Source organism: Flavobacterium sp. T12S277 (assembly GCF_048514875.1).
Classification (GTDB): domain Bacteria; phylum Bacteroidota; class Bacteroidia; order Flavobacteriales; family Flavobacteriaceae; genus Flavobacterium.
This window is the reverse complement of the sequence record NZ_JBLYEG010000002.1, coordinates 110,525-135,122: the sequence shown is the minus strand read 5'-3', so window position 1 is coordinate 135,122 and position 24,598 is coordinate 110,525. Positions and strand designations below refer to the sequence as shown.

Here is a 24,598-nt window from a genome sequence, read left to right as displayed (position 1 = left end):
TTTACTTCCTTTTTGTATCAAATCTAAACAAAAAAACCTGACAATTTTCATCATCAGGTTTTCTCTATATTCTTTGTTTTTTCTTCTATATTCTAAAAAAAAACTAGTCGTTCAATTTCAAAACAGCCATAAACGCCTCTTGCGGAATCTCAACGTTTCCTACCTGACGCATGCGTTTTTTACCTTTTTTCTGTTTTTCAAGAAGTTTACGTTTACGAGAGATATCTCCACCGTAACATTTTGCGGTAACGTCTTTACGAAGTGCTTTAATCGTTTCACGAGCGATAATTTTCGCACCAATCGCTGCCTGAATCGGAATGTCGAATTGCTGTCTTGGAATCAGCTCACGTAATTTCTCGGTCATTTTTTTACCGATGTTGTAAGCATTGTCTTCGTGAATCAAAGCAGAAAGCGCATCAACTGTTTGTGCGTTTAAAAGAACATCCAGTTTTACCAGTTTTGAAGTCCTCATTCCAATAGGAGAGTAATCAAAAGAAGCATAACCTTTAGAAACTGTTTTTAAACGATCGTAAAAATCAAATACAATTTCGGCCAATGGCATGTCAAAATTCAGCTCAACACGTTCTGTTGTCAAATAGGTTTGATTGGTAATTTGACCACGTTTTTCGATACACAAACTCATTACGTTTCCAACGAAATCGGCTTTTGTAATGATGGTTGCTTTGATAAAAGGTTCTTCAACACGGTCTAAACGAGAAGGTTCAGGTAAGTCTGAAGGATTGTTTACAACAAATGCAGTTTCGGGATCTTTTTTGGTGTAAGCCAAATACGAAACGTTAGGTACGGTAGTAATAACCGTCATGTCGAACTCACGCTCTAAACGTTCCTGGATAATTTCCATGTGAAGCATTCCTAAGAATCCGCAACGGAAACCAAATCCTAAAGCGGCAGAACTTTCCGGAGTAAAGACTAGCGAAGCATCGTTTAATTGCAATTTCTCCATAGAAGAACGCAGATCTTCATAATCTTCTGTATCAACAGGGTAGATTCCGGCGAAAACCATTGGTTTTACATCCTCGAAACCTGTAATCATATTGGTTGTTGGTGTTTTGGCATCCGTAAGAGTATCTCCCACTTTTACCTCTTTGGCTTCTTTAATTCCTGAAATTAAATAACCAACATCACCGGTAGAAATTACATTTTTTGGAACCTGATTTAGTTTTAAAGTTCCCACTTCATCAGCAAAATATTCATTGCCGGTAGCCATGAATTTAATTTTCTGCCCTTTTTTTATTTCACCATTCATCACTCTGAAGATAACTTCGATTCCACGAAACGGGTTGTAATGTGAATCAAAGATCAATGCCTGTAATGGTTCATCAACATTTCCTTTTGGAGCTGGAATTTTTTCAATAATAGCTGCTAAGATATTTTCAACACCAAAACCAGTTTTTCCCGAAGCATGAATAATATCTTCTAATTTACATCCTAATAAATCGATAATATCATCGCTTACTTCTTCAGGATTAGCACTTGGTAAATCTACTTTATTCAAAACCGGAATAATCTCAAGATCATTCTCTAAAGCCAGATACAAGTTAGAAATGGTTTGTGCCTGAATGCTTTGAGCGGCATCAACAATCAAAAGAGCACCTTCGCAGGCCGCAATAGATCGTGAAACTTCGTATGAAAAGTCAACGTGACCGGGAGTGTCAATTAAATTTAAAATATATTCCTCGCCTTTGTAAGTGTATTCCATCTGAATGGCGTGACTCTTAATGGTGATTCCACGCTCACGCTCCAGGTCCATGTTGTCAAGCAATTGTGCTTTTTCTTCACGAGCTGTAACGGTTTGTGTAGCGCCCAATAAGCGGTCTGCCAGTGTACTTTTACCGTGGTCAATGTGTGCAATAATGCAAAAGTTACGTATCTTCTTCATTTTAATATGTCAATTCTCTAAACGAGTTTAAGTAATTTCCGGGTATAAATTTGCACTGTAGCAATTGCCTTAGAGCATGTTATTAAGCCGCAAAGATAGCGCAAAGTTTTGGATTCTGGAATGTTGATCTTCGATAGTTGAATTCTGAATTTTAAAATGGCTTTTAAAACGTTAAAATACGCTGTGATTTTCTCTAAAAAGAGGAGGAATAAAACCCGACAGGTTTTTAAAAGCTGTCGGGTTTGTTGCAATTAACTAAATCATTCTAATTTTAAATTATACCCCAGTTGAAAGTATATTGGAATTAGAGGTTCTGTTTTAAAATCCTGGGTAATTATTTTTCCCAGTCGTAAAGTGAGATCCGTTCGCCGAAAGGAATATCCGGCTTGTATGCCATAGTTGAAATTGCCTCCGGTTGACGGTTCGTACCAGCCGTTTTTTACGTCGGGATAGACTTCTTTATAGACAGCCGAATTTTTAAAATGAGTCACAATCGCTTTGTCAAAACTAAATTCTCCGGCCACAAACCATTTTGGTTTGTAATAGCCGATAATCGCAGTTGCATCGGCGCCAAAATTTTGTAAGGTGACTAGCGGATTTTCGTATCGACGATAAATTCCGTGAATAGCAGCATTAAAGCGGAAATGATTCAGTTGGTAAAGATTCAGTTGTCCACCAATTTTGCTTTTAAAATCATCTGGTATTGTTTCGCCTGATGGCAATGAAAAAGAAGCTTCGACTACAATTGGCAGTTTGGTTTTGAGATGGTAACCGTAAGCAAGTCCGTAAACAAAACTATGTTCCCAGCCCGCATTTACGTTTAGAATGTGTTTTTGATGCTCTTTAAGATTTTCCCAGTTTATAGTTTGAGAATAGGTTTTGGTTAGGAAAAGAGATAAGATAAAGGTAATTAGTACTAGTATTGTTTTCATCGTCTGGTTATTTTAGAGTGTTTAAATAGTTCAACACTAGCGGATGTACATTTTCCCATTTGAAGTAAATCATCTCGTGTCCTGTTCCTTTTACTTCGGCTATGGCGGCATTCGGGAAAAAAGCGGCTTCTTTTTGAGCAAAAGACAAACCGTACGATTGATTGAACTCACTGTACAAAAAGAGAACCTTGGTTTTATACTGACTTAGATTTGTTGTAAAGTCGAAACCATCATTTTCGGCGATATCGGTAAAACTTTCTAAAACGGTTGTTCCGATTCTCCAAAAAGGTGATGGCCCGGGAATACCTTCTTTGTTGCCTTTTGCATAGGAGAAACTGGTAGAAATGCCAAATTTGTAATCGAGAATCTCATGCTGGTTTTCTTTTCCCGTCAAGAACTGATCGACATACAGTAAATTACTGGTGGCTTCGGAGAATAATTTTATTTTCCGGCTCATTTCGCCATAATCGTCTAATAGATTTTTATTTAAACCTCCCGGTTCGGCCAGAATAACACCACTGATAGTTGCAGGGTATTGGTTAACATAGGCCGCAGCGAGCATGGCGCCCCAGGAATGTCCAAAGAGAAATATTTTTTGAGTACTGGTTTTTCGGTAATATTTTATGACTTCGGTAAGATCATCGAGTACAAGGGGAATAGAATAAGTGTTTTTGTCGTGTCTTTTAGATAATCCGGATCCTCTTTGATCGTAGAAAATCACATAATAGCCTTCGTCAGCGAGTTGTTTTACATTCAGACCATTTCTGTAATCTGAGCCGGGCCCGCCATGCAGGAAAACCAGCATGGGGTTGTTGGGATTTCCGAAAGCCTCAGCGTGCAGCTGCGTTCCGTTTATAAAAATAGAAGGGATAGAGGCATCCTGATCGACGGTTTTCGGAACTAAATTTCCAGGTCCCTGAATGTCATTTTCATTTTCGCATCCAATAAAAAAGAAAATTGAAACAGCGATTACGGCTGAGTAAAGTACTTTGGTTTTCATTGCATAAATTGGTTTAAATTTCTGCAAAGATGCGCGGTGGTACTATGCTGGTCGCCCCAACTTGTAAGGTGGTTCCAGTTTATAATTCAAAAACCCGACAGGTTTTTAAAACCTGTCGGGTTTAAAATTGAAGTTATTTCAGGTATTAAAGGAATGAGCTCATTTTTTAACACATAAGGACATAGATTTTTATCTTAAAATAAAGGAGATCAAAAAACAAGTTTTCGCACATAGCTATGTTTGTTTGAAACAAATAAAATGCCTTTTCTGAGTTTACAAAAACTATGTTTTTATGTGTTTAGGAGAATTGATTTTTGAATTATAAATTCAAACCCGACAGGTTTCAAAAACCTGTCGGGTTTAAAACGAAAATTATTTTAAATATTCAGAAGGAGAAAGTCCGGTTTCTTTTTTGAAGTTTCGGTTGAAAGCCGTTTTCGAATTAAAGCCACATTCCAATGCGACAGATAGGAAAGTGAATTTTTGATTTTCGGGTAAACGGATTGTTTTTTTAAACTCCTCAACACGTTGGGAGTTGATGTAATCGTAAAAATTTTTCTGTTCGACCGAATTGATGACCTGTGAAAGGGTATTGGGATGAACGTTTATCTTCTGGGCCAGTTCGGTTAAAGTTAAATCGGCATTTTTATAGAGCTTTTCGTCGTTCATAAGCTGAGTCAGCTTTTGATGAATCGTTTGAAGTTCTGTGGCGGTGAGGGTTGATTTTTCGTATTTAATTTTTTCAGATGGATGGGCAACAGCAGCTTTTTCTGCTACTGAAATAAGAGTTTGATTGTTTTCGGAAAAGGGTTGATTCGTAAAAATCCCAACTTGTTTGACACCGAAATACCCAATAAAAATCAAATAAAAAACGACAACTGAAAAAATATACTGATCGTTAGAGAAAATGACTACGAGCCAAATGATGCTCGATCCGATAATTAAATAGCGCAGCCAGGTCAGGTTAATTTTTTCGGTGAACGAAAATTGATTGTTGATGTTCTTGCGGTGTTTTACGAGTTTCTGCAAGGAAAGTAAAGCATAAACAATTCCCGAAAGTAATATTGCGGCATACAAAACAGTATTCAGGACCTCGTAGCCTTTTCCTTCATTTTTGAAAACAGTCACTTTTTCGTCGAAAGGGAAATTATAAAACGGAGTCAATACCAGAAAGGCAGTTACAAAAGGAATAAAGTGTAAAAGATTAAATTTTTTATACCGATTTTGGTTGGTTAACGCCGAAGTGTATAAAAATAAAAAGGGCCCCTGAACTAAAGGCATCGGAAGTTCTACTCCCAGAAAAAAGGGGAAGTCGCTATAATCATTCTTGTAATGAAGATAGAACAGGAATAAATGAAAGCCGGTAAAAAACAGCCAGAGTGCCAGAATCTTGTCGGCCTCGGTTTTGTTCTTTTTGCTTGCCAGTACAACAACCAGAAAAAAGGTGATTATAATGCCGGTTAAATACAACATACGGGTTTTGATTATAAATTAAATCGGTTGTTGGAAATATCAGGCAAGATAATTTATTTTGTTCAATTATCTGAGGTTGTGGTGTTTTGTAAAGATTGCTATTTTTTGAATTAGTAAGATATAATGGCAGGAATATTACTCTTCCTTATGTGTTTCTTTAGACGTTTCGGCATGAATGTCTTTAAATTCTTCGTACCACTTTTCAACAGAAGGGTAAACGAAAGCTGCCACTTTTTTAACCGGATTGTAAAAAATCGAATGGTCTAATGTTTCTTTTTTGGCAAAAGTATTGTTGAAATTGATTTTCTCAAAAAGAGCGATAAAAATACTCAGGATCAGAATGGTTTTTAAAATTCTGAAAAAGCCTCCGCCCAGTTTATTTGCCCATCCCAGAAAAGCAAAGTCGGCAATTCCGGTAAGAATTTTGGCTAAGAAGTAAACACCTATAACCACTAATATGAAAGTCAGAATGAAAGCGGTAATTTGTATCGTATTCGGATTCCATGAAACGTGTTTCATGATAAGCTCTTTCATAAAAGAAGAGAATTTAAGGGCAATATAAATTCCCAACAATAAAGAAATGAAAGAAGCAACTTCTACAAAAAGTCCGTTTTTAATGCCTTTGTATAGACTAAATGCTAAAAGGGCGGCAACAATTATATCAAAAAAACTCATGGTCTTAACTTTGAAATGGATTATATATTTCTATTTTTGGCAAAAATAGATTAAAAATGAGAAAAAGCGTATTAATAAAAAGCCTTTGTATTTTGTGTGTTATTTTGTTTGTTTCCTGTTCGAATGAGGACGGCGGCAAAGATACTATTCCTGTTGAAAAATCAGTTCTAATTAAAAAATTAACGGAAACTATTTATTATTCCGGGCAATCAGACGTAAACGTTTTGGATTTTGCCTATGAAAAGAATGTTTTGAAAACGGTTACGTCCAATAATAAAAATAAATCTGAGTTTGAATATAATGGCGATAAAATAAGTAAGGTGAATTATTTTAGGGATAATGTAGCCACTGATTTTACTACATTTTATTATAATGGAGACTTGTTAAGTTATACTTTGTCGGGTGAAAATCAGGATGAGAAAACGGAATATTTTTATACAGGCGGAATACTTGCATCACAAAAATCAGGCTACTTTAAGGGAGGGAAATACATCGTTTTTAGTGAAGTGTCTTATACTTTTAATCAGGCTAAAAATGTGAGTCAGGAAAAAAGTAAAGAATCTATGTTCGGTTCTGAGACGAATTCAAAAAGTAATTATTTTTATGATGATAAAAACCATCCGATGAAATTTATGAATAAATATTATCGACTTGCTTTTGTACTTGAAGGCTTTAATGGAAAATCGGTTAATAATTTAGTGTCGTCGGAATATTTTTATCCGGTTACAAGTGAAACTCCAGGCTATACTAATTATGAAATTGTGTACAACAATGATAATTTTCCAATAGAAATAAAAAAGGTTTCTAAAAGTAGTAATAAAGTGATTTCAAAAACGGTTATCGAATATCAATAATAGCTGAATGATTTAAACGTTCAGTACTGTGTGGTTGTTATAATTATTTATTTTTACCAGGATTGGACTTCAAGTCCGTATCTTTGCAAATCAAAATTTAGAGTTAAGATTGTAGTTCTGTCCCCTTCAGAATTGAATTTTTCAGCAATCTAAGACCTAAAATCAACCATCAAAAATCATACAATGTCTAGAGATACACAACTAAAAGAGCGATGGGAAAAGCTCGTCGATATACTGTCTAATCAATTCTCGCAAGGAGAAGATCTTGATTTGGATGCTATAATTTATTTAATCGGAGTTCAGGAACTCGGAAAAGTACACCGCGAATTTAAAAAAGATGAAAAATTAAACCTGATGCACATCGCTATTTGTCGATTGTTAGAGCCATACGGGTTTTACGAATTTGACTTTTTTGATGCCGATGGCTGGCCGCATTATAAAGTAAAAGAAGAATTACCGTCGTTAAAAGCAGGAGAACAATCGGTTTTGATGAAAGAAGCCATTGTGAATTATTTTTTAGAAAGAGAACTTATTGACTAGTTTTTAGTTGCGGCCCCCATTTTTGTAAATATAGTTCACCGAAAACTGCAATTGTGACTGCTAACTTTCAACTAAAATTACGTAAATTTGCACCTTCAAAGCAAGACTGATGATAGACAAGATAAAAGAACATATAGAGGAAGCCAAGGCCTTTAATGATAAAAATAAAGAATCTTTAGAGCAATTCCGTATTAAGTATTTAGGTAGTAAAGGTTTGTTGAAAGAGCTTTTTACAGAGTTCAAAAATATTCCAAATGACCAGAAAAAAGATTTCGGACAGGTAATAAATACTTTAAAATCGGTTGCCGAAGAAAAAGTAAGAGTTATTCAGGAAGAGCTGGAAAGCAAACAAGAAGTAAAAGGAGTTTTTGGTGATTTAACACGTGCGGCAGAGCCAGTAATTATTGGTTCACGTCACCCGATTTCAATCGTTAAAAATCAGATTATTGATATTTTTGCCAACATTGGATTCAATGTTTCCGAAGGTCCGGAAATCGAAGACGACTGGCATAACTTTACCGCTTTGAATTTACCGGAATACCATCCGGCGCGTGATATGCAGGATACTTTTTTCATTCAGACAAATCCTGATGTGTTATTGCGTACGCATACATCATCTGTTCAGGTGCGTTATATGGAAAATCATAAACCGCCAATTCGTACCATTTCTCCGGGACGTGTATTTCGTAACGAAGCTATTTCGTCACGTTCACACTGTATTTTCCATCAGGTAGAAGGTTTGTACATTGACAAAGATGTCTCATTTGCTGATTTGAAACAGACTTTGCTTTATTTTACGAAAGAAATGTTCGGAAAATCAAAGATTCGTTTACGTCCGTCCTACTTTCCGTTTACAGAACCAAGTGCCGAAATTGATATTTATTGGGGGCTAAAAACCGAAACCGATTACCGTATCACTAAAGGAACTGGCTGGCTGGAAATTGGTGGTTGTGGAATGGTGGATCCAAATGTTCTTAAAAACTGTGACATCAATCCGGACGAATTCAATGGTTTTGCTTTCGGAATGGGTGTAGAGCGTATTGCGATGTTGCTGTATCAAATTGGCGATATTCGTATGTTTTACGAGAATGATGTTCGTTTCTTAGAGCAGTTTAAAGCAAATATTTAGGAGCTATTTCCTGCTGTCCGCTGTATCTTTTGTTTTTTAAAGAAAAAAATAAAAGGATGCCGCTTCCATCAGGGCTATGACTTTACGTTATAAATTACCTTTACAATAAACAAACCTTTGTTGAAGCTTCTGGCTTTGACAAAGGTTTTTAAAATTTAATAGATGAAAAAAGACATAACAATACCGGAAGTAGAAAATGTATTCGTAGCCGCCGTTCAGGAATGGAGCGACGATTTTATGGAAAAGGTTTGGTACGCCTACCTGGTAAACGACAGTGATTTTAATCTCGACAGCGTTATGGTCGTTTCAAAAGCATTTGGAACAATCGATGGAGAGATGAAAAAAACGTCTGTTCTGCGTCATGCCTTTGTTGAGGTTCCCGCAGTTTCAGTTGTCAAAATCGAAATGGTCGAAAAGAGTTTACTGGTATTAAACAACGAGTTTATGGTAACGTTCTTTATTGGAAATACTTTGTACGACAAGAAATTTACTTTTAAATCAAATCTAATCAACGAAAATGATACCGAGGAAGTGCCTATTTTGTTTGTTGAGGGGATTATGGTGAAATAGATTATAGAAGCAAGATTGTAGAGCGGAGATCTATAGAAGCAAGAGTAAAGAAGCAAGAGTTTAGATTTCTATATATTAAAGAAAAAGAGTCAAGATGAATTTTAATTCTGTCCTGACTCTTTTTTTATGTGGCAAACCAAGTTTACAATCTATGTTCTGTAGTCTTGCTTCTTTACTCTTGCTTCTATCTTCTAAGAAAAAACTTAATCCAAAGACTCCGTTAATTTCTTGAAAACCGATTTTGCATCTTTACCTTCGTATAAAACAGCGTAAACAGCATCGATAATTGGAGTTTTAGCACCGTAACCCTGATTTAGTTTATAAGCACTTTTAGTGGCATAATATCCTTCGGCAACCATGCTCATTTCCATCATGGCGCTTTTTACCGTATACCCTTTTCCAATCATGTTTCCGAACATTCTGTTTCTTGAGAATACAGAGTATCCTGTAACTAATAAATCGCCTAAATAAGCCGAATCATTGATGTTACGTTTCATTTTGTGAACTTTTCGGATGAACTTTTTCATCTCGCGAATTCCGTTACTCATCATAACCGACTGAAAGTTGTCTCCATATCCTAAACCGTGTGCAATTCCTGCTGCGATAGCGTAGATGTTTTTAAGCATTGCTGCATATTCGGTACCAATAATATCATCCGAAATTTTGGCTTTGATGTAATTTCCGGATAAATGTTTTGCAACAACCTGTGCTTTATCAGGATCTCCGCAAGCGATGGTTAAATACGAAAGTCTTTCTAATGCTACTTCTTCAGCATGACAAGGACCTGTAATTACACCAATGTTGTAGTAGGGAATGTCGTACTGAATGTGAAAATGCTCTCCAACGATCAAACTTGTCTCAGGAACAATTCCTTTAATCGCCGAAAAGATGATTTTGTCTGCCAATGAAACTGTTAGATTCTTTAATTCACCATCTAAAAAAGCAGATGGAATTGCAAAAATCACATAGTCGGCATAAGCGACAGCTTCATTAATATTATTCGTCAGTTTAAGTTTTGTAGTATCAAATTCAACCGAACTTAGGTAGTTTGGATTGTGTTTGTATTTCTGTATGTGCTCGATAGCAGCATCATTACGCATGTACCAGGCAATTTCTGAAAGATTTACGCATAACATCTTTGCAATTGCCGTTGCCCAGCTTCCTCCTCCAATTACTGCAAATTTTAAATTTTCGCTCATTATTTTAATAATTTAAAGCAAAAGTACTTAATAATGTAGTAATAATACAAAATCTCATTTAAGAAATTTAGAAACCGCCATTAAATACAATGGTTTCCAGAAGGTTTAAAATTAAAAAGAAAATATTTTCAGGTCTGTACAATAAAAAGACAATCAATACGTTGTAACTATTTATAAATTAGAATTTAATGAGTTTAGCAAGAATTGAGTTAGTTAATTTTGTTTTAGTATTGTAAAAAGGCGTTCCCCGAAAGTGAGAACGCCTTTTTTGTAAAACTCCAAATGAGCTTAAAATTTGGAATTTGGATTTTTCTATTTGGAATTTATACCTTAGTAGCTCATTTCAACAATCGATTTTACTTTTTCAAGTGTAATCAATTGTTTTTCTCCCAAACCTTTCCAGCCTCTTTCGTTAAAACGATTTACGATAAAATCGGCTGTTTTGCTGTAATCGTCGGTGTATTGTGAGAGCTTAGTATCCATTCCCATCGTATGGAAAAAGGCAACGGTTTTATCGATTGCTCCTTTTGCCACTTCATCATCAGTACCCGTTAAGCTGAAAATTCTTCGGCCATATTGTGCAAGTTTTTCTTTTTTCGTATCAAACATTATTTGGTACAAACTAGGCCCGATAATCGCCAAAGTTCTGGCATGATCAATTCCGTATAAAGCCGTTAATTCATGACCAATCATGTGGGTGGCCCAGTCCGAAGGTACTCCTTTTTGAATCAGTCCGTTTAAAGCCATGGTACAGCTCCACATAAAATTAGAAGCCAAAGCATAGTCGGTTGGATTCTCAACTACTTTTGGACCAACTTTGATAAGAGTTTGTAAAATTCCTTCGGCAATGCGATCTTGTAAATAGCCTTCGTGCGGGTAAGTCAGGTATTGCTCCATTACGTGTGTATAGGCATCGACAACACCATTTTGCAATTGTCTTTTAGGCAACGAAGCAATGACAGTTGGGTCGCAAATTGAAAATTTAGGGAAAAGGGCACTTCCGCCAAAAGCCAGTTTTTCCTGTGTTGCCTCGATGGTAACAACAGCTCCTGAATTCATTTCGCTTCCCGTTGCAGGTAAAGTCAAAACAGTTCCGAAAGGAACAGCGTTTTCTTTAATAAGTAAACGTTTTTGCAGAATATCAATCGGATCTCCGTCGAAATTTACAGCCGCTGAAATGAATTTTACCCCGTCGATTACTGAACCGCCACCAACAGCTAAAATGAAATCAATTTTCTCCGCTTTAATAACAGCAACCGCTTTCATTAAAGTTTCGAAATGCGGGTTGGGTTCAATACCGCCAAATTCTACAATATCAAAACCCTTTAAGTGGTTGATGACTTGTTCGTGAATTCCGTTTTTAAAAATACTTCCACCACCATAGGCCACTAAGATTTTGGCATCTTTAGGAACCAGAGTAGAAAGTTTTTCAATTTGTCCTTTTCCGAAGATTAAATTCGTCGGATTGTATAATTCAAAGTTTAGCATTTTTTTTTAAGTTTCTAAGATGCTAAGGCACTGAGGTACTAAGTTTTTTTGTTTACAATCTTAGTAATTCATAACCTTATGATCTTTGTTGTTTTAATTGTTGTGTTTTTAAGTTTCTGAGGTGCTGAGGTACTAAGGCTCTAAGCTTTTTTTGTTAAGTGCCTAAGAACCTTAGCGCCTTTTTTACTTTAACTGTTGCAATAATTTACCAGCTACCAGTTTAGACGAGGCCGGATTTTGTCCTGTAATTAAAAGACCGTCTTGTACAGCGTATGGCTGCCAATTGGCTTCTTTCGAAAATTTGGCGCCATTTTTTGTCAAAGCATCTTCGAGTAAAAACGGAACGACTTTGGTTAGCCCCACAGCTTCCTCTTCGGCATTTGTAAAACCGGTAACATTTTTGCCTTTTACTAAAAAGACACCGTTAACTTTTACGTTTTTTAAAACTGCCGGAGCGTGACAAACAAAAGCAACGGGTTTTTTATGAGTGTAGAAAGATTCAATTAAAGCAATCGAGTTTTTATCTTCTACCAGGTCCCAAAGTGGTCCGTGACCTCCCGGATAAAAAACAGCATCATAATCTTTCTGGTTGATCGTAGAAAGTTTATGGGTGTGTTTTAATTTTTCCTGTAAAGTTTTATCAGCGTCAAAACGTTTGGTGTCTGCAGTTGCCGATGCCGGATCGACACTTTTTGGATCAATTGGCGGCTGACCTCCTAAAGGCGAAGCAATGGTGATTTCGACACCCTGATCTAATAGTTCATAATATGGTGCAGCGAATTCTTCTGACCAAAATCCGGTTTTCTCTCCGGTATTCCCCAGTTTATCGTTGCTGGTTACAACAAATAGTACCTTTTTGGTACCTTTTTTTGTTGATTTTTGAGCTATAGCAGAGGTGCTAAAAGCACTGAATGCTATAATCGTAAGTAAGGCTATTTTTTTCATAAGTTTAAATTTTGATCAAATTTACGGTTAAAGTGATATCAGTAAAAATAAAATAAACTATGTTTGTTATAAATATATTTATGTCATGGTGAATCTGGAGTGGTACAGAACCTTTAAGGCTGTATATAAAAACGGAAATTTTTCGATTGCTGCAAAAGAGTTATTTATGAGTCAGCCTGCAGTTAGCCAGCAAATCTCAATGCTGGAAGCCCATGTTGGGAATAAATTGTTTAACCGAAAGTCAAAAGGCGTAGAACCAACGGAATACGCTAAGTTACTCAATAATTTAATCATAGATGCCCTTGACCGGCTTGAAAATGTAGAGAGTACTTTTCGCGCAAAAGCAGAAGATGCTACCCGATTAATTTCGGTTGGTATTTCGAGGAATCTTTTTAATTGTATTGGAAATCTGCTGATCTCTAAGTTTGATTTAATCGATTTTACTTTTGCAGAAAACGATGTGCTCTTTGAGTTAGTGGATGCTAAAAAACTTGATTTTGCAATCACCACAAAAAGGTATGATACGTTTGATACGATCTATGAAATCGTGGGAAAAATTAAGCTAATCATGGTGGCGCCGGTACGTTTGGATGCGACTGAATTTCGTCAGAAACTGAAGGCGGATAATTATACAGCAGTAGAGCAGTGGCTGAATGAGCAAAAATGGTACAGCCATGATGCGAGAATTCCGCACATAAAATTATTCTGGCTGCATGCTTTCAATAAAAAAAGGCCGTCGATGGTGCCAAATTATATTATTCCTTCTGAATCTGAAATGCTCCGAATGTTATCCGATAATGAAGGGGTTGCGGTTACCTGGAATTGCAATGCGAGAAAATACATTACAGAGAATAAACTACAATTGTTATGGAACAGTTTTCATGTACCGGAAGAGTATGTGTATCTGCTGACCGCTAAAAACAATAACTTGAATTCGTTTTTTGAAATTATCTCCAAAGAGTTAAAATTGTTTTTTGGTAACCGATTATGATGAAAATCATTGTTTTCTGTATTTTTATAGAATAATTTTGATAAATAAATTCTTAAAAAAAATAAAAATGAAAAAGATAGTATCAATTTTAATGCTTGCTCTGGTGTTTTTTGCGGCGAACTCCTGCAGCAAAGACGACGCTGAGGAGATCGTAGATTGCCTGGGAGAAGCAATTTTTGTAAAACTACATAATTCAACTGATGCTACTAATCCGAAATTAATGAACTATTCCGTTGGATATAGCGGAACCGGGACTTTAGTGGGGGTAAAGTGGACATTTGGAGACGGTACCACCGGAACCGGAACCAGTACTACGCATATTTACCCGGCAGCAGGAACGTATGAAGTGAAAGCAGAGGTTACTGTTGCAAAAAATGGGGCAGATTGTACGTCTATTCCAAAAAGAACAGTAACAATAAATTAGACAGGCAGAAAGAAAAAGGATAGTGATGAGAGTCAGTTTTATGATTTATTGCTTAGGCGATAGATTATAAAATTGGCTCTCATTCGTTATATTTGTGAGATATGATTTTTTAGATATGGAGAATTTTCAAAATATTCGGATTGCGGTTGATGCCATTGTGTTTGGATATAAGAACAACAGTTTGTATGTACTTTTAATTGAGCAAAAGTTTGGCTCTGCCGAAAAGTATTGGGCTTTGCCAGGCGGTTTAGTAAAACACGACGAATCTTTAAGTGAAGCGGTTATCAGAGAGTTGCACGAAGAGACCAATGTTCGGCTTACTTATATGGAACAGCTGTATACTTTTGGAGATGATATTAACCGGGACTCCAGAAATCGTGTCATTTCGGTTGCCTATTATGCTTTAGTAGACGCTTCAGGTCTGGAAATTAAAGCCGATACTGATGCCGAACGAGTGCAATGGTTCAAAATAGACGAGATTCCCGCTCTGGCTTTCGATCATAATTTAATCGTAGAAAAAGCGATTGCAAGACTAAAAGCAAAACTGACTTATGAACCGGTTGGCTTTGATTTACTTCCACAAGAATTTCTATTTTCCGACTTAGAGAACCTTTATTGTACCATTTTGGAGAAAGAAATAGACCGTCGAAATTTCAGAAAGAAGATACTCAGCTATGGTTTTCTAGATCAAACCGATCATTTTTCGCCCGTAAAAAGCGGCCGTCCTGCAAAACTTTTTAGGTTTAATGACTTGAAATATAAAGTGTTAATCGAAAAAGGATTTCACTTCGAAATAAAGTTTGCGTAAATTTTACACAAAATAAATTGTTTAATAAATATATTGATCTATATTTGCGTATAATTAACGCAAACTAAAAAACTATGATACTTAATTTAGACCCAAAATTCACTCCAATTCTTAATAAAGAAGAAATAAAATTCCAAAGCTTTACATTTTCAGGAGGAGAGCCTCATATCAAAATTAACCCTGATTTTGATCCTACACAAAAAGTAACCATTACACACCGATTAAATTCATTCAACGATTTAGGTTTATTGTGCATCACAGTAGACGCTTTGCGCAGAATGGAGGTTAAAGTAATTGATTTGTTCATTCCTTACTTCCCGGCAGCCAGACAGGATCGTGTTATGATTAAAGGCGAATCTTTATCTGTAAAAGTATATGCTGATATCATCAATGCGCTTCAGTTGAATAAAGTGTTTGTTTTTGATGCGCACTCTGAAGTGACTCCGGCATTGGTAAACAATTGTGAAGTGATCCCTAATCATACTTTTATAGCAGAAGTTTTAAAAGTAATTGGAGAAAACGTAAAATTAATTTCTCCGGATGGTGGCGCTTTAAAGAAAATCTACAAAGTTTCTGAATTTCTTGGCGGTATTGAGGTGGTAGAATGCAGCAAAAGCCGTGATGTAAAAACCGGAAGACTATCTGGTTTCAAAGTATACGAAGACGATCTAAACGGAATGGATTGTTTAATTGTGGATGATATTTGTGACGGAGGAGGAACTTTCGTAGGACTGGCTGAAGAGTTAAAAAAGAAAAATGCAGGAAAATTATACCTGGCCGTAAGCCACGGAATTTTCAATAAAGGTTTCGAAGTTTTAAATTGCTTCGACGCTATTTTTACCACCAATTCCGTAAAAGATTTCGAAGGCGAAAGCGTTCAGGTGATTGGATTGGATCAATTAGTTTAAAAAGTTTCAAGTTTCAGGTTTCAAGTTATATAGTGAACCTGAAACTTGAAACCTGAAACAAAAAAACAAAGAAATCACATCTTTGTTTCAATAACAGAAAACATGAAATACAATATAAATACTATAGCTCCGGAAAGTAAATTTTTATTTTTTTGGGGACACCAGCCAACAAACGACGGAAGCATTTCGAAAACCTGTTTCAGTCAGTGGTGGTTAAGTGCTTTTACCGTTGATAAAGTGACTTACAAAACTGCCGAACACTGGATGATGGCTAAGAAGGCTGAATTGTTTAAAGATAACGAAGTTTTAGCAAAAATTATTAAAGCTAATTCTCCTGCCGAAGCTAAAAAGTTAGGACGAGAAGTGAAGAATTATAATGAAACGCTTTGGTTAGCTGCCAGATTTGACATTGTGAAAGAAGGCAATTATCATAAATTCAGTCAAAATCAAGAACTAAAAACTTTTTTACTAAATACAAACGACAGAATTATTGTAGAAGCCAGTCCGGTTGATGCTATTTGGGGAATTGGTATGGCTGGTGATCACAAAGATGTTTTGAATCCTGCTAAATGGAAAGGTTTAAATTTGTTAGGTTTTGCTTTGATGGAAGTTAGGGATGAATTGAGATAATTAGATTATGGAAACAACAAGATTATATCGTCCGGTAGGATTGAAAGAAATGGAGTTAATTGCCGAGACAGGTTATGTATCATTTCCTCCAAGATTGGACTGGCAACCTATTTTTTATCCGGTAACCAATCAGAAATATGCTGAACAAATAGCTTTTGAGTGGAATACAGTTGATGAGTTTTCCGGGTTTATTGGAATCGTTACTGCTTTTGAGGTTAAAACTGCATTTTTAGAGAAATATGAAGTTCAGAATGTTGGAGACAAAAATCATAACGAACTTTGGATTCCTTCTGAAGATTTAGTTGATTTTAACGCTAATATAGTTGATGGAATAGGTGTATTGAATGTACATTTTACGGATCGTTCTTTGGTAACTGAGAATATTGAACTAAGAGATAAACTTAATAGATTTAAAAAGTGATTGTAGAAATTCTAAAAGGAGATATCACTGAAATTCAGATTGACGCAATTGTAAACGCAGCGAATACTTCCTTATTAGGCGGTGGCGGAGTCGATGGCGCTATTCATAGAAAAGGTGGAAAAGCGGTTTTAGAGGAATGTATTCAAATTCGAAACAAACAAGGTGGATGTAAAGTGGGCGATGCTGTACTAACAACAGCTGGTGATTTGCCTTCAAAATATGTGATTCATACCGTTGGACCTGTCTGGAATGGAGGTAAAAGTCTCGAAGTCGAATTGTTGCAAAATTGCTATTTGAGTGTTTTAGAATTGGCGATCGCAAATAATATAAAAACAATTGCTTTTCCTAATATAAGTACAGGTATCTATAAGTTCCCAAAAGACCTGGCGGCCGAAATCGCGATTAATACTATCAATAATTTTGAATTAAAAAATCAATTCGAGAAAATTGTTTTCGTTTGTTTTGATGAAGAGAATTTCAGAATTTATAATGATATAACAGAAGATGATTACGATTATAAAATTAAATCGGGCTTGTTTGGTGTAGCGGTTGGTGATGCGCTGGGTGTTCCGGTTGAATTTAAATCAAGAGATACTTTGAGTGAAAACCCTGTTTTAGATATGATGGGGTATATGTGTTGGAATCAGCCTCCGGGAACGTGGAGCGATGATAGCTCATTGACTTTTTGTACTGCCGAAAGTTTGTGTACGGGCTATGACATAGAGAACATGGGGCAAACTTTTGTAAAATGGATGCAGGAAGGGTACTGGGGAGCGCACCACAAAGTATTTGATATTGGAGGCTCAACAAGATATTCTTTAGCGAGAGTGGTAAAAGGTGAATCTGCTAGATTCTCAGGGAATTTTTTTGAAGAGGATAACGGAAATGGTTCTTTGATGAGAATTTTACCTTTAGTCTTTTATCTCAAAAAAGAAAAAGATATCGAAGTCATTTATAAAAAAGTAAAAGAAGTATCGTCTATTACCCATGCCCATTTTAGATCAGGATTTGCCTGTTTTATCTACGTTGTGTATTGCTTAGAACTTTTAAAAGGCAGTGATAAGACAGAAGCATATACAAAGATGCAGGGTATTCTTGTCGAATTTTTAAAGGACAAGAAATACAGTCCTCTTGAACTTCAATTGTTTGATAGGATTTTAAAGAATAATATAGCTGAATATCCCGAAAATATAATCCAGTCGTCAGGTTATGTTCTTCATAGTTTAGAAGCTAGTTTATGGTGTTTTTTAAATGGGGACTCCTACGAGAAAACCGTTTTAAAAGCCGTAAACTTAGGTGGAGATACCGATACAACCGCTGCTATCACAGGTGGTTTGGCAGGTATTTACTATGGAATTGACAACATTCCTCAGAAGTGGATTTTGGGAGTAGCAAGAAAAAACGATATTGATGATTTGTGTGAACGATTGTCTTTAACGTTAAAAAATTAAAAAATATGAATGAAAAAATAGCAAAAAGTGTGAGTAAATTTCTGAGTCTGGTACTCAGACACTCACCGGAAACGATAGGTTTAAAATTAGACGAAAACGGTTGGGCAGATGTAGAAGAACTAATTACGAAATGTTCTCAAAAGGGAAACAAATTAGACGTCGAACTTTTGGATTATGTGGTAGAAAACAATGATAAAAAACGTTTTGCTTTTAATGAAGACAAAACAAAAATCAGAGCCAGTCAGGGACATTCGATTTCAGTCGAACTGAACCTGAATGAGGCCGAACCTTCAGAGTTTCTTTACCACGGAACCGTTGGAAAGTTTATGGAAAGCATAAAACGTGAAGGTTTACAAAAAATGAGCCGTCAGCACGTACACCTTTCCCAAGACAAAGAAACTGCGATAAAAGTGGGAAGCAGACGTGGCGCTCCACAGATTCTGACCGTAAGAAGCGGTGCCATGTACAAAGACGGATTTAAATTTTATTTGTCCGAAAATAATGTTTGGCTGACTGCTGAGGTACCGGCAAAGTACATAGAATTCAAATCGTAAAAAGTATCAGCCGCCATTTTAAATTATAAAACACAACTCATTATGATACTAGAAGCAGCAATAGGCGATGCATACGGTGCAGGTTTTGAATTTCGGGATCTGAATTTTATTGCTCAAAACAACCATTTAACCCAATATCATAAACACGGACTTTATACCGAAATTTATAAACGATATACAGACGATACTCAGATGGCAATTGCAATTTCGGAATTGTTGTTAGAGGACGAGAACTGGAACGAAGTAAAAGTGGCCGATAAATTTGTTGAGGTCTTTCACAGAGATAAAAGAAGAGGGTATTCCGACAGAGTTTACAATGCATTGGACGCCAGTAAGAGCGGAATTGATTTTATCAAAACAATCGATAAAGGAAGTAGCGGAAACGGTTCTGCCATGAGAGCTTACAGTATTGGCTACTTAAAGGATATCGATCAATTGATGCAGTTCTGCGAAATTCAGGCAAGAACTTCCCATTATACAGTTGAAGGGATCAGTTGTGCGAAGCGTATTGCGTTGGCTGTTCACTACTTTAAATACAATTTAGGGGATGGATCAACCCTGATATCATTTTTGAATGAAACGCTAAAGGAAAATGAAACCTACAGGATTACTTCACCAATTGATATGCACGGTTATCCAACGACACAAGCGGTCATTAAAATCGTTTCGGAAGCCACTTCTATGAAAGATTGCCTGAAAACAAGTATAGATTATGGTGGAGATACCGATACGGTTGCCGCCTTACGCATGGCGATTTTGAGTAACAAAGAAAATTGCGATAAAACTTTACCTGCATTTTTGTACGAAGGTTTAGAGAATGATACATTTGGAAAAGATTTTCTAATAAAATTAGATGCAGCTCTCGATAATAAGTTTAATTAAATCATGAAAAGAACCTTTGTTTTTGGGGATATTCACGGCGGATTAAAAGCATTAATTCAGTTATTGGAAAGAATGGATGGGTCAGAAAAGGATCGGTTTGTTTTTCTGGGAGACTATGTAGACGGCTGGAGTGAATCAAAACAAGTAATTGATTTTCTTATTGATTTATCTGAAAAACAGGAGTGTATTTTTATCAAAGGTAATCATGATGTCTGGTGTCAGGAATGGTTAGAGGATGAGGTTATAAACGATATTTGGTTTTTGCATGGAGGAAAATCGACTATAGAGAGTTATGTCGATATTGAATTTTCAGAAAAAGAAAAACATCGTCATTTTTTCAATACCATGAAGGATTACTTTGTAGACGAAAACAACAATCTATTTATTCATGCCGGTTTTTCATCGATGCATGGTCCGGAGAAAGAACATTACAAAACCAATTATTCGTGGGATAGGACGTTGTGGGAAATGGCTTTGACTATGGATAAGAGAATTCAAAAAAATTCGCTTTCCTATCCGAAAAGATTATTACTTTATAACGAGATTTATATTGGTCACACGCCAACCCTTCATTATAATATAGAGATTCCAATGCAAGGTTGCAATGTGTGGAATGTTGATACCGGGGCTGGTTTTTATGGTAAATTAACCTGTCTTGATGTCGAAACAAAAAGATATTGGCAAAGTGATATCGTACAACAGCTTTATTCAAATGAAAAAGGAAGAAATAAATAATTTAAAAAATAACTAAGAAATTTTATGAACCCATTATTATTAACCGACGGTTACAAAGTTGACCACAGAAGACAATATCCGGATAAAACCACACTAGTATACTCCAACTGGACACCAAGAAAATCAAGAATCGAAGGTTTGGAAGAAGTTGTGTTTTTCGGATTGCAATATTTCATCAAAAAATATATTATTCATGATTTTGAAGCCGATTTTTTTAAACAGCCTAAAGAGGAAGTGGTTAAAAAATACGCTCGCAGAATCAATAATTATTTAGGTGAAAATCAGGTTGGAACCAAACATATCGAGGATTTACACGATTTAGGATATATTCCGATGGTATTTAAAGCGTTGCCAGAAGGGGTAAGCGTACCTTTAAGAGTGCCAATGTTTACCATGTACAACACACTTCCGGAATTTTTCTGGCTGACGAATTATTTTGAAACTTTATTGTCTGCAGTAGTATGGCTGCCTTGTAACTCTGCTACGATTGCTAAAGAATATCGAAAAGTATTGGACAAATTTGCCGACGAAACTTCTTCTGTTCCTGAATTTGTAGACTGGCAGGCACATGATTTTTCTATGAGAGGAATGGGTGGAATTGAAGCTGCAATTACTTCTGCTGCTGGACATTTGTTGAGCTTTACAGGTTCAGACACCATTCCGGTGATTGACTTTTTTGAAGAATATTACAAGGCTAATTCCGATACGGAATTAATCGCAGGTTCGGTTGCGGCAACAGAGCATTCTGTAATGTGCATGGGAACGACCGAAGGCGAATGCGAAACTTTCAAAAGATTGGTGACAGAAGTATATCCAAAAGGAATCGTTTCTATCGTTTCGGATACCTGGGACTTATGGAAAGTGCTTACCGATTATTTGCCGCGATTAAAAGAAGATATAGTTGCCAGAGAAGGTAAAGTAGTGATCCGTCCTGATAGTGGAGATCCGGTGGATATTATTTGCGGTAATCCAAACGGAAAAACCGAAGAAGAGAAAAAAGGGGTAATTGAGCTGCTTTGGGACGTTTTTGGAGGCGTTGTTAATGCAAAAGGATATAAAGAGCTTATTCCTCAAATTGGGGCTATTTACGGGGATAGTATTACCGTAGCCAGAGCAACTCAGATTGGCGAAAGATTAAAAGAAAAAGGTTTTGCTTCTACCAACGTTGTTTTGGGAATTGGTTCATTCACGTATCAATACAACACCAGAGATACTTTTGGTTTTGCGATGAAAGCCACCTATGGAGAAGTTGACGGAGAAGGAAGAGCTATTTTTAAAGATCCGATCACAGATGACGGAACTAAAAAATCAGCCAAAGGATTGATGAAAATTGATTTGATTGATGGTGTATATCATTTAACGGATAATGTTTTCTGGGAAGAAGAAAAACAAGGCGAATTGAAGGAAGTTTTCAGAGACGGAAAACTTTTAGTAGAGCAGTCTTTAGCAGATATTAGATCTCGAGTTAAAATTAATAGTATTGTTGCAGATACTTATTAATTGAATTACTAAATCCCCGAGGGATGATATATCAATTGTTTTGATGATATTCCGCTGGAGTTGTTTATAAAGCAACTAGTATTTAAAAAGGAAAGCCTGAATTTGAAAATTCAGGCTTTTTTTGTGATTGTCGTCATGTTTTCTAGCAACAGTATTTTGCTCTTAATTCTTTTGCTTCATTATCAGAATCATATCCTATTAATAGCAATCCTTCCGTGCATTCCACCCTCTTTTCTTTGATCAATTTTGCAACGAATAACTCAAATTTTGTGTAGGAGCGGTGTTCCATATTTATAAAATTTAAATACTTTCTTTGGTATGGAATCTTTTCATTGGTAATAATGTCCAATAAAGCGAATTGCAGTTCATCAATATGTCTTTCAGAATCTAATTTGAAATTTAGGGAGATTTTTTCACCTTCATAATTAAAAGAAATCAAGTTGTTTATTCCGTTGCTGTATACCGGACCAGATCTTGTGTTTTCGTTTCTTTGACCAGAATAAGAGTTTCCGTATAGAATTAAATTTTCTATTTTATTATAGTGATATTGTTTGGCATCAATAACTAAAAAATCATCTTCAAAGGAAATTATTCCCATAAAAGAACCATTTAGGTTCTCATATTCGTTTAGTCTGATGGCGCCACCAATGAAATAAATTATAACAGGAATGATAAGCAAATAATAAGCATATTCTGAAATCTTAAATCCAAATGAAGTTTCTATAAATACAAGCAATAAGACATATGAAACACTAGCAATTAAAGAATAATAAGTTAGCTTTTCAGATAAAGTAAAATCAAATTGTCTGGATTTCTTTGGATAAAAAATCGAAGCAGAGAAAGACATTTACTTTTTATAAAAATTATTGTGATCGATATATTCCCAAACTTTTGGAGGCAAAAGTGGCTGAATGTTTTTTCCTTCTTTAATGCTGTTTCGGATAAAGGTAGAAGAGATTTCTACAATTGGAGCATCAATAATATGAACCTTTGGATGCGATTTTAATTCGATATTTTCCTCCTCCTCTGAAATTCTGGGATAAACATAAATATCATAATCCGCTAAAAGGACCTCGTAGTTTTTCCACTTGTGAAGCGTTTTCAAATTGTCTTCTCCCATAATTAAAGAGAAGTCATGCGTTGGATACTTTTCATGCAGGTGAACCAACGTATTAACGGTATAATTGGGTTGGGGTAATTTGAACTCTATGTCTGAAGGTTTTATTTTCGGATAATCTTCCGTAGCTAAATAAACCATTTGCAAACGTTGATGATCGTCTAATAGGGTAGACTTCTTTTTAAGCGGATTGTGTGGTGTAACGACCATCCATATCTGATCTAAATCGGCAAACTCGGCCATATGGTTGGCAATAATTAAGTGACCAACATGAATGGGATTATACGTTCCGAAATAAAGGCCTATTTTCATAGTTTAGTAATAGGTAATTAGTGATTAGTCCTTAGTACTTGGTCCTTGGTCCTTAGTGCTTAGTTCTTAGTACTTAGTTTTTTAGATTTCTTGAAAAGGCATTAATCATTTTACTTTCTTCTTCGATTAGAAACATAATTTCATTATATAAAACGTCATTAGAAATAAATTGTAATTCTTTTGCGATAATTAACTGTGTTTCAATTTCATTTAATGAGCCTTTAGAAATGCTTAAAAAATGATTAAACGATTTATCCGTTTGACGTCCAAAACCTTCTGCAATATTTGATGGAACCGATACAGAAGCTCTTTTTAATTGGCTTGTCAGTGCATATATCTCTTCTTTCGGAAAATCCATTGTGAGCTTATAAACTAAGAATACAATTTTGATCCCTTTTTGCCAGATAAGTAATTCTTTATATGATTTAACTCCACTCATGTAAAATTAGATTTTAAATTTTCGTTTTTGGCGTCAAAACAAAAGACTAAGGACTAACGGCTAAAGAGCTGAGGACTAAACAAACTATTTGTTCACAAAATCTTTTACCAATTGATATGCTTCTTCTTTAGCGGTATCTAAATCGTAATTTTTGATAATCGTATCAAATTGCGGTGCTGTTGCCAGTTCAACCGAAGCCTTTGCAATTCGCATGTTTATTTTGTCATCACTTTCTGTAGAACGTTGTTTTAGTCGGCGTTTTAGTTCGTCAACACTTGGTGGTTTTACAAATACCGCTAAAGTTTGTTCCGGAAATTTGTGTTTGATACGCAGTCCGCCTGCCACATCAATATCAAAGATTACATTTTTTCCTAAAGCCCAGATTCTTTCAATCTCCGATTTTAAAGTACCGTAAAAATTATCGCGATACACTTCTTCCCATTCCAGGAATTCCTCTGCTTTAATGTGCTTTTTGAATTGTTCCAACGAAATAAAATAATAATCCTTTCCGTGTTCTTCCTCTCCGCGTGGTTCGCGTGAAGCTGCCGAGATTGAAAATTCTAAATTTAAATCTTCTTTCCCTAATAAATGCTTTACTATAGTTGTTTTTCCCGATCCCGAAGGTGCTGAGAAAACAATTAATTTTCCTTTATTCATTAATTTATGCTTTAGGCTTTAGGCAGTACGCTTTAAGCTCTCTTACTTTATGTTTTTTTTGCTT

Annotated in this window: 27 protein-coding genes; 15 read left to right on the top strand and 12 right to left on the bottom strand. The window is 35.8% G+C overall.

Going from position 1 to position 24,598, the window contains the following annotated elements:
- Positions 1 to 103: 103 nt before the first annotated feature.
- From lepA to ACN1CN_RS04800, 5 genes are all read right to left on the bottom strand, one after another.
- Entirely contained in the window at positions 104 to 1,900 is a 1,797-nt protein-coding gene (gene lepA / locus ACN1CN_RS04820) for a translation elongation factor 4 (protein WP_173965098.1), read from the bottom strand.
- A gap of 260 nt (positions 1,901 to 2,160) precedes the next feature.
- Entirely contained in the window at positions 2,161 to 2,832 is a 672-nt protein-coding gene (locus ACN1CN_RS04815) for a hypothetical protein (protein WP_419134841.1), read from the bottom strand.
- A gap of 7 nt (positions 2,833 to 2,839) precedes the next feature.
- Positions 2,840 to 3,832, bottom strand: coding sequence for an alpha/beta hydrolase (locus ACN1CN_RS04810; protein ID WP_419134840.1), 993 nt, complete (start codon positions 3,830 to 3,832; stop codon positions 2,840 to 2,842).
- A 372-nt stretch (positions 3,833 to 4,204) separates the two neighbouring features.
- Complete coding sequence (locus ACN1CN_RS04805; protein WP_419134839.1) at positions 4,205 to 5,305, bottom strand: helix-turn-helix domain-containing protein; 1,101 nt, start codon at positions 5,303 to 5,305, stop codon at positions 4,205 to 4,207.
- A 135-nt stretch (positions 5,306 to 5,440) separates the two neighbouring features.
- Positions 5,441 to 5,980: a CvpA family protein gene (locus ACN1CN_RS04800; RefSeq protein ID WP_419134838.1), complete on the bottom strand. Its 540-nt coding sequence runs from the start codon at positions 5,978 to 5,980 to the stop codon at positions 5,441 to 5,443.
- A 56-nt stretch (positions 5,981 to 6,036) separates the two neighbouring features.
- Here ACN1CN_RS04800 and ACN1CN_RS04795 point away from each other — a divergent pair, with 56 nt between their 5' ends.
- From ACN1CN_RS04795 to ACN1CN_RS04780, 4 genes are all read left to right on the top strand, one after another.
- Entirely contained in the window at positions 6,037 to 6,834 is a 798-nt protein-coding gene (locus ACN1CN_RS04795) for a hypothetical protein (RefSeq protein WP_419134837.1), read from the top strand.
- 183 nt (positions 6,835 to 7,017) lie between these two features.
- The gene (locus tag ACN1CN_RS04790; RefSeq protein WP_264525631.1) at positions 7,018 to 7,374 is read left to right on the top strand and encodes a hypothetical protein; all 357 of its coding nucleotides are present in this window, start codon (positions 7,018 to 7,020) and stop codon (positions 7,372 to 7,374) included.
- Positions 7,375 to 7,483: 109 nt separating this feature from the next.
- Positions 7,484 to 8,503, top strand: coding sequence for a phenylalanine--tRNA ligase subunit alpha (locus ACN1CN_RS04785; RefSeq protein WP_173965092.1), 1,020 nt, complete (start codon positions 7,484 to 7,486; stop codon positions 8,501 to 8,503).
- Positions 8,504 to 8,665: 162 nt separating this feature from the next.
- Entirely contained in the window at positions 8,666 to 9,073 is a 408-nt protein-coding gene (locus tag ACN1CN_RS04780) for a hypothetical protein (protein WP_264525630.1), read from the top strand.
- A 203-nt stretch (positions 9,074 to 9,276) separates the two neighbouring features.
- Here ACN1CN_RS04780 and ACN1CN_RS04775 read toward each other — a convergent pair whose 3' ends face one another.
- From ACN1CN_RS04775 to ACN1CN_RS04765, 3 genes are all read right to left on the bottom strand, one after another.
- Complete coding sequence (locus ACN1CN_RS04775) at positions 9,277 to 10,272, bottom strand: NAD(P)H-dependent glycerol-3-phosphate dehydrogenase (protein WP_264525629.1); 996 nt, start codon at positions 10,270 to 10,272, stop codon at positions 9,277 to 9,279.
- A 330-nt stretch (positions 10,273 to 10,602) separates the two neighbouring features.
- A complete protein-coding gene (locus ACN1CN_RS04770; protein ID WP_419134836.1) occupies positions 10,603 to 11,760 on the bottom strand; it encodes an iron-containing alcohol dehydrogenase in 1,158 nt (385 codons plus the stop codon).
- Positions 11,761 to 11,943: 183 nt separating this feature from the next.
- The gene (locus tag ACN1CN_RS04765; protein WP_419134835.1) at positions 11,944 to 12,705 is read right to left on the bottom strand and encodes a type 1 glutamine amidotransferase domain-containing protein; all 762 of its coding nucleotides are present in this window, start codon (positions 12,703 to 12,705) and stop codon (positions 11,944 to 11,946) included.
- Positions 12,706 to 12,790: 85 nt separating this feature from the next.
- On the opposite strand from ACN1CN_RS04765, the gene ACN1CN_RS04760 reads away from it, so the two are divergent.
- From ACN1CN_RS04760 to ACN1CN_RS04710, 11 genes are all read left to right on the top strand, one after another.
- Positions 12,791 to 13,696: a LysR family transcriptional regulator gene (locus ACN1CN_RS04760; RefSeq protein ID WP_264525626.1), complete on the top strand. Its 906-nt coding sequence runs from the start codon at positions 12,791 to 12,793 to the stop codon at positions 13,694 to 13,696.
- 67 nt (positions 13,697 to 13,763) lie between these two features.
- Positions 13,764 to 14,120 (top strand): PKD domain-containing protein, encoded by a 357-nt coding sequence (locus tag ACN1CN_RS04755; RefSeq protein WP_264525625.1) that lies wholly within the window; start codon positions 13,764 to 13,766, stop codon positions 14,118 to 14,120.
- 115 nt (positions 14,121 to 14,235) lie between these two features.
- Positions 14,236 to 14,928, top strand: coding sequence for an NUDIX hydrolase (locus ACN1CN_RS04750; protein WP_419134834.1), 693 nt, complete (start codon positions 14,236 to 14,238; stop codon positions 14,926 to 14,928).
- 74 nt (positions 14,929 to 15,002) lie between these two features.
- Positions 15,003 to 15,836: a ribose-phosphate diphosphokinase gene (gene prs / locus ACN1CN_RS04745; protein ID WP_419134833.1), complete on the top strand. Its 834-nt coding sequence runs from the start codon at positions 15,003 to 15,005 to the stop codon at positions 15,834 to 15,836.
- Positions 15,837 to 15,938: 102 nt separating this feature from the next.
- Positions 15,939 to 16,466 (top strand): NADAR family protein, encoded by a 528-nt coding sequence (locus ACN1CN_RS04740; protein ID WP_419134832.1) that lies wholly within the window; start codon positions 15,939 to 15,941, stop codon positions 16,464 to 16,466.
- Between the two features lie 7 nt (positions 16,467 to 16,473).
- Complete coding sequence (locus ACN1CN_RS04735) at positions 16,474 to 16,887, top strand: ADP-ribosylation/crystallin J1 (RefSeq protein ID WP_419134831.1); 414 nt, start codon at positions 16,474 to 16,476, stop codon at positions 16,885 to 16,887.
- Positions 16,884 to 18,338 carry an O-acetyl-ADP-ribose deacetylase gene (locus ACN1CN_RS04730; protein ID WP_419134830.1) on the top strand — a complete coding sequence of 485 codons (1,455 nt, stop codon included), beginning with the start codon at positions 16,884 to 16,886 and terminating at the stop codon, positions 18,336 to 18,338. Before ACN1CN_RS04735 ends, ACN1CN_RS04730 begins: the two co-directional genes overlap by 4 nt.
- A 5-nt stretch (positions 18,339 to 18,343) precedes the next feature.
- A complete protein-coding gene (locus tag ACN1CN_RS04725) occupies positions 18,344 to 18,892 on the top strand; it encodes an RNA 2'-phosphotransferase (protein WP_419134829.1) in 549 nt (182 codons plus the stop codon).
- 42 nt (positions 18,893 to 18,934) lie between these two features.
- The gene (locus ACN1CN_RS04720; RefSeq protein WP_419134828.1) at positions 18,935 to 19,774 is read left to right on the top strand and encodes an ADP-ribosylglycohydrolase family protein; all 840 of its coding nucleotides are present in this window, start codon (positions 18,935 to 18,937) and stop codon (positions 19,772 to 19,774) included.
- A gap of 3 nt (positions 19,775 to 19,777) precedes the next feature.
- Entirely contained in the window at positions 19,778 to 20,509 is a 732-nt protein-coding gene (locus ACN1CN_RS04715; protein ID WP_419134827.1) for a metallophosphoesterase family protein, read from the top strand.
- A gap of 24 nt (positions 20,510 to 20,533) precedes the next feature.
- Positions 20,534 to 22,009 (top strand): nicotinate phosphoribosyltransferase, encoded by a 1,476-nt coding sequence (locus ACN1CN_RS04710; protein ID WP_419134826.1) that lies wholly within the window; start codon positions 20,534 to 20,536, stop codon positions 22,007 to 22,009.
- 142 nt (positions 22,010 to 22,151) lie between these two features.
- Here the strand turns inward: ACN1CN_RS04710 and ACN1CN_RS04705 are convergent, their stop codons facing one another.
- The 4 genes from ACN1CN_RS04705 to gmk all read right to left on the bottom strand — a co-directional run bounded on the left by ACN1CN_RS04705 (position 22,152) and on the right by gmk (position 24,534).
- Complete coding sequence (locus ACN1CN_RS04705) at positions 22,152 to 22,856, bottom strand: hypothetical protein (protein WP_419134825.1); 705 nt, start codon at positions 22,854 to 22,856, stop codon at positions 22,152 to 22,154.
- Positions 22,857 to 23,438, bottom strand: a complete 582-nt coding sequence (gene nadD, locus ACN1CN_RS04700; RefSeq protein ID WP_263362154.1) for a nicotinate (nicotinamide) nucleotide adenylyltransferase — start codon at positions 23,436 to 23,438, stop codon at positions 22,857 to 22,859.
- Between the two features lie 73 nt (positions 23,439 to 23,511).
- A complete protein-coding gene (locus ACN1CN_RS04695; RefSeq protein ID WP_419134824.1) occupies positions 23,512 to 23,877 on the bottom strand; it encodes a four helix bundle protein in 366 nt (121 codons plus the stop codon).
- 84 nt (positions 23,878 to 23,961) lie between these two features.
- Positions 23,962 to 24,534: a guanylate kinase gene (gene gmk, locus ACN1CN_RS04690; protein WP_263362153.1), complete on the bottom strand. Its 573-nt coding sequence runs from the start codon at positions 24,532 to 24,534 to the stop codon at positions 23,962 to 23,964.
- Positions 24,535 to 24,598: the final 64 nt, after the last annotated feature.

What these genes read in the sequence shown, in the direction of transcription:
- lepA (WP_173965098.1), bottom strand. Translation starts at nt 1,900, where the DNA reads ATGAAGAAGATACGTAACTTTTGCATTATTGCACACATTGACCACGGT.
- ACN1CN_RS04815 (WP_419134841.1), bottom strand. Translation starts at nt 2,832, where the DNA reads ATGAAAACAATACTAGTACTAATTACCTTTATCTTATCTCTTTTCCTA.
- ACN1CN_RS04810 (WP_419134840.1), bottom strand. Translation starts at nt 3,832, where the DNA reads ATGAAAACCAAAGTACTTTACTCAGCCGTAATCGCTGTTTCAATTTTC.
- ACN1CN_RS04805 (WP_419134839.1), bottom strand. Translation starts at nt 5,305, where the DNA reads ATGTTGTATTTAACCGGCATTATAATCACCTTTTTTCTGGTTGTTGTA.
- ACN1CN_RS04800 (WP_419134838.1), bottom strand. Translation starts at nt 5,980, where the DNA reads ATGAGTTTTTTTGATATAATTGTTGCCGCCCTTTTAGCATTTAGTCTA.
- ACN1CN_RS04795 (WP_419134837.1), top strand. Translation starts at nt 6,037, where the DNA reads ATGAGAAAAAGCGTATTAATAAAAAGCCTTTGTATTTTGTGTGTTATT.
- ACN1CN_RS04790 (WP_264525631.1), top strand. Translation starts at nt 7,018, where the DNA reads ATGTCTAGAGATACACAACTAAAAGAGCGATGGGAAAAGCTCGTCGAT.
- ACN1CN_RS04785 (WP_173965092.1), top strand. Translation starts at nt 7,484, where the DNA reads ATGATAGACAAGATAAAAGAACATATAGAGGAAGCCAAGGCCTTTAAT.
- ACN1CN_RS04780 (WP_264525630.1), top strand. Translation starts at nt 8,666, where the DNA reads ATGAAAAAAGACATAACAATACCGGAAGTAGAAAATGTATTCGTAGCC.
- ACN1CN_RS04775 (WP_264525629.1), bottom strand. Translation starts at nt 10,272, where the DNA reads ATGAGCGAAAATTTAAAATTTGCAGTAATTGGAGGAGGAAGCTGGGCA.
- ACN1CN_RS04770 (WP_419134836.1), bottom strand. Translation starts at nt 11,760, where the DNA reads ATGCTAAACTTTGAATTATACAATCCGACGAATTTAATCTTCGGAAAA.
- ACN1CN_RS04765 (WP_419134835.1), bottom strand. Translation starts at nt 12,705, where the DNA reads ATGAAAAAAATAGCCTTACTTACGATTATAGCATTCAGTGCTTTTAGC.
- ACN1CN_RS04760 (WP_264525626.1), top strand. Translation starts at nt 12,791, where the DNA reads ATGGTGAATCTGGAGTGGTACAGAACCTTTAAGGCTGTATATAAAAAC.
- ACN1CN_RS04755 (WP_264525625.1), top strand. Translation starts at nt 13,764, where the DNA reads ATGAAAAAGATAGTATCAATTTTAATGCTTGCTCTGGTGTTTTTTGCG.
- ACN1CN_RS04750 (WP_419134834.1), top strand. Translation starts at nt 14,236, where the DNA reads ATGGAGAATTTTCAAAATATTCGGATTGCGGTTGATGCCATTGTGTTT.
- prs (WP_419134833.1), top strand. Translation starts at nt 15,003, where the DNA reads ATGATACTTAATTTAGACCCAAAATTCACTCCAATTCTTAATAAAGAA.
- ACN1CN_RS04740 (WP_419134832.1), top strand. Translation starts at nt 15,939, where the DNA reads ATGAAATACAATATAAATACTATAGCTCCGGAAAGTAAATTTTTATTT.
- ACN1CN_RS04735 (WP_419134831.1), top strand. Translation starts at nt 16,474, where the DNA reads ATGGAAACAACAAGATTATATCGTCCGGTAGGATTGAAAGAAATGGAG.
- ACN1CN_RS04725 (WP_419134829.1), top strand. Translation starts at nt 18,344, where the DNA reads ATGAATGAAAAAATAGCAAAAAGTGTGAGTAAATTTCTGAGTCTGGTA.
- ACN1CN_RS04720 (WP_419134828.1), top strand. Translation starts at nt 18,935, where the DNA reads ATGATACTAGAAGCAGCAATAGGCGATGCATACGGTGCAGGTTTTGAA.
- ACN1CN_RS04715 (WP_419134827.1), top strand. Translation starts at nt 19,778, where the DNA reads ATGAAAAGAACCTTTGTTTTTGGGGATATTCACGGCGGATTAAAAGCA.
- ACN1CN_RS04710 (WP_419134826.1), top strand. Translation starts at nt 20,534, where the DNA reads ATGAACCCATTATTATTAACCGACGGTTACAAAGTTGACCACAGAAGA.
- ACN1CN_RS04705 (WP_419134825.1), bottom strand. Translation starts at nt 22,856, where the DNA reads ATGTCTTTCTCTGCTTCGATTTTTTATCCAAAGAAATCCAGACAATTT.
- nadD (WP_263362154.1), bottom strand. Translation starts at nt 23,438, where the DNA reads ATGAAAATAGGCCTTTATTTCGGAACGTATAATCCCATTCATGTTGGT.
- ACN1CN_RS04695 (WP_419134824.1), bottom strand. Translation starts at nt 23,877, where the DNA reads ATGAGTGGAGTTAAATCATATAAAGAATTACTTATCTGGCAAAAAGGG.
- gmk (WP_263362153.1), bottom strand. Translation starts at nt 24,534, where the DNA reads ATGAATAAAGGAAAATTAATTGTTTTCTCAGCACCTTCGGGATCGGGA.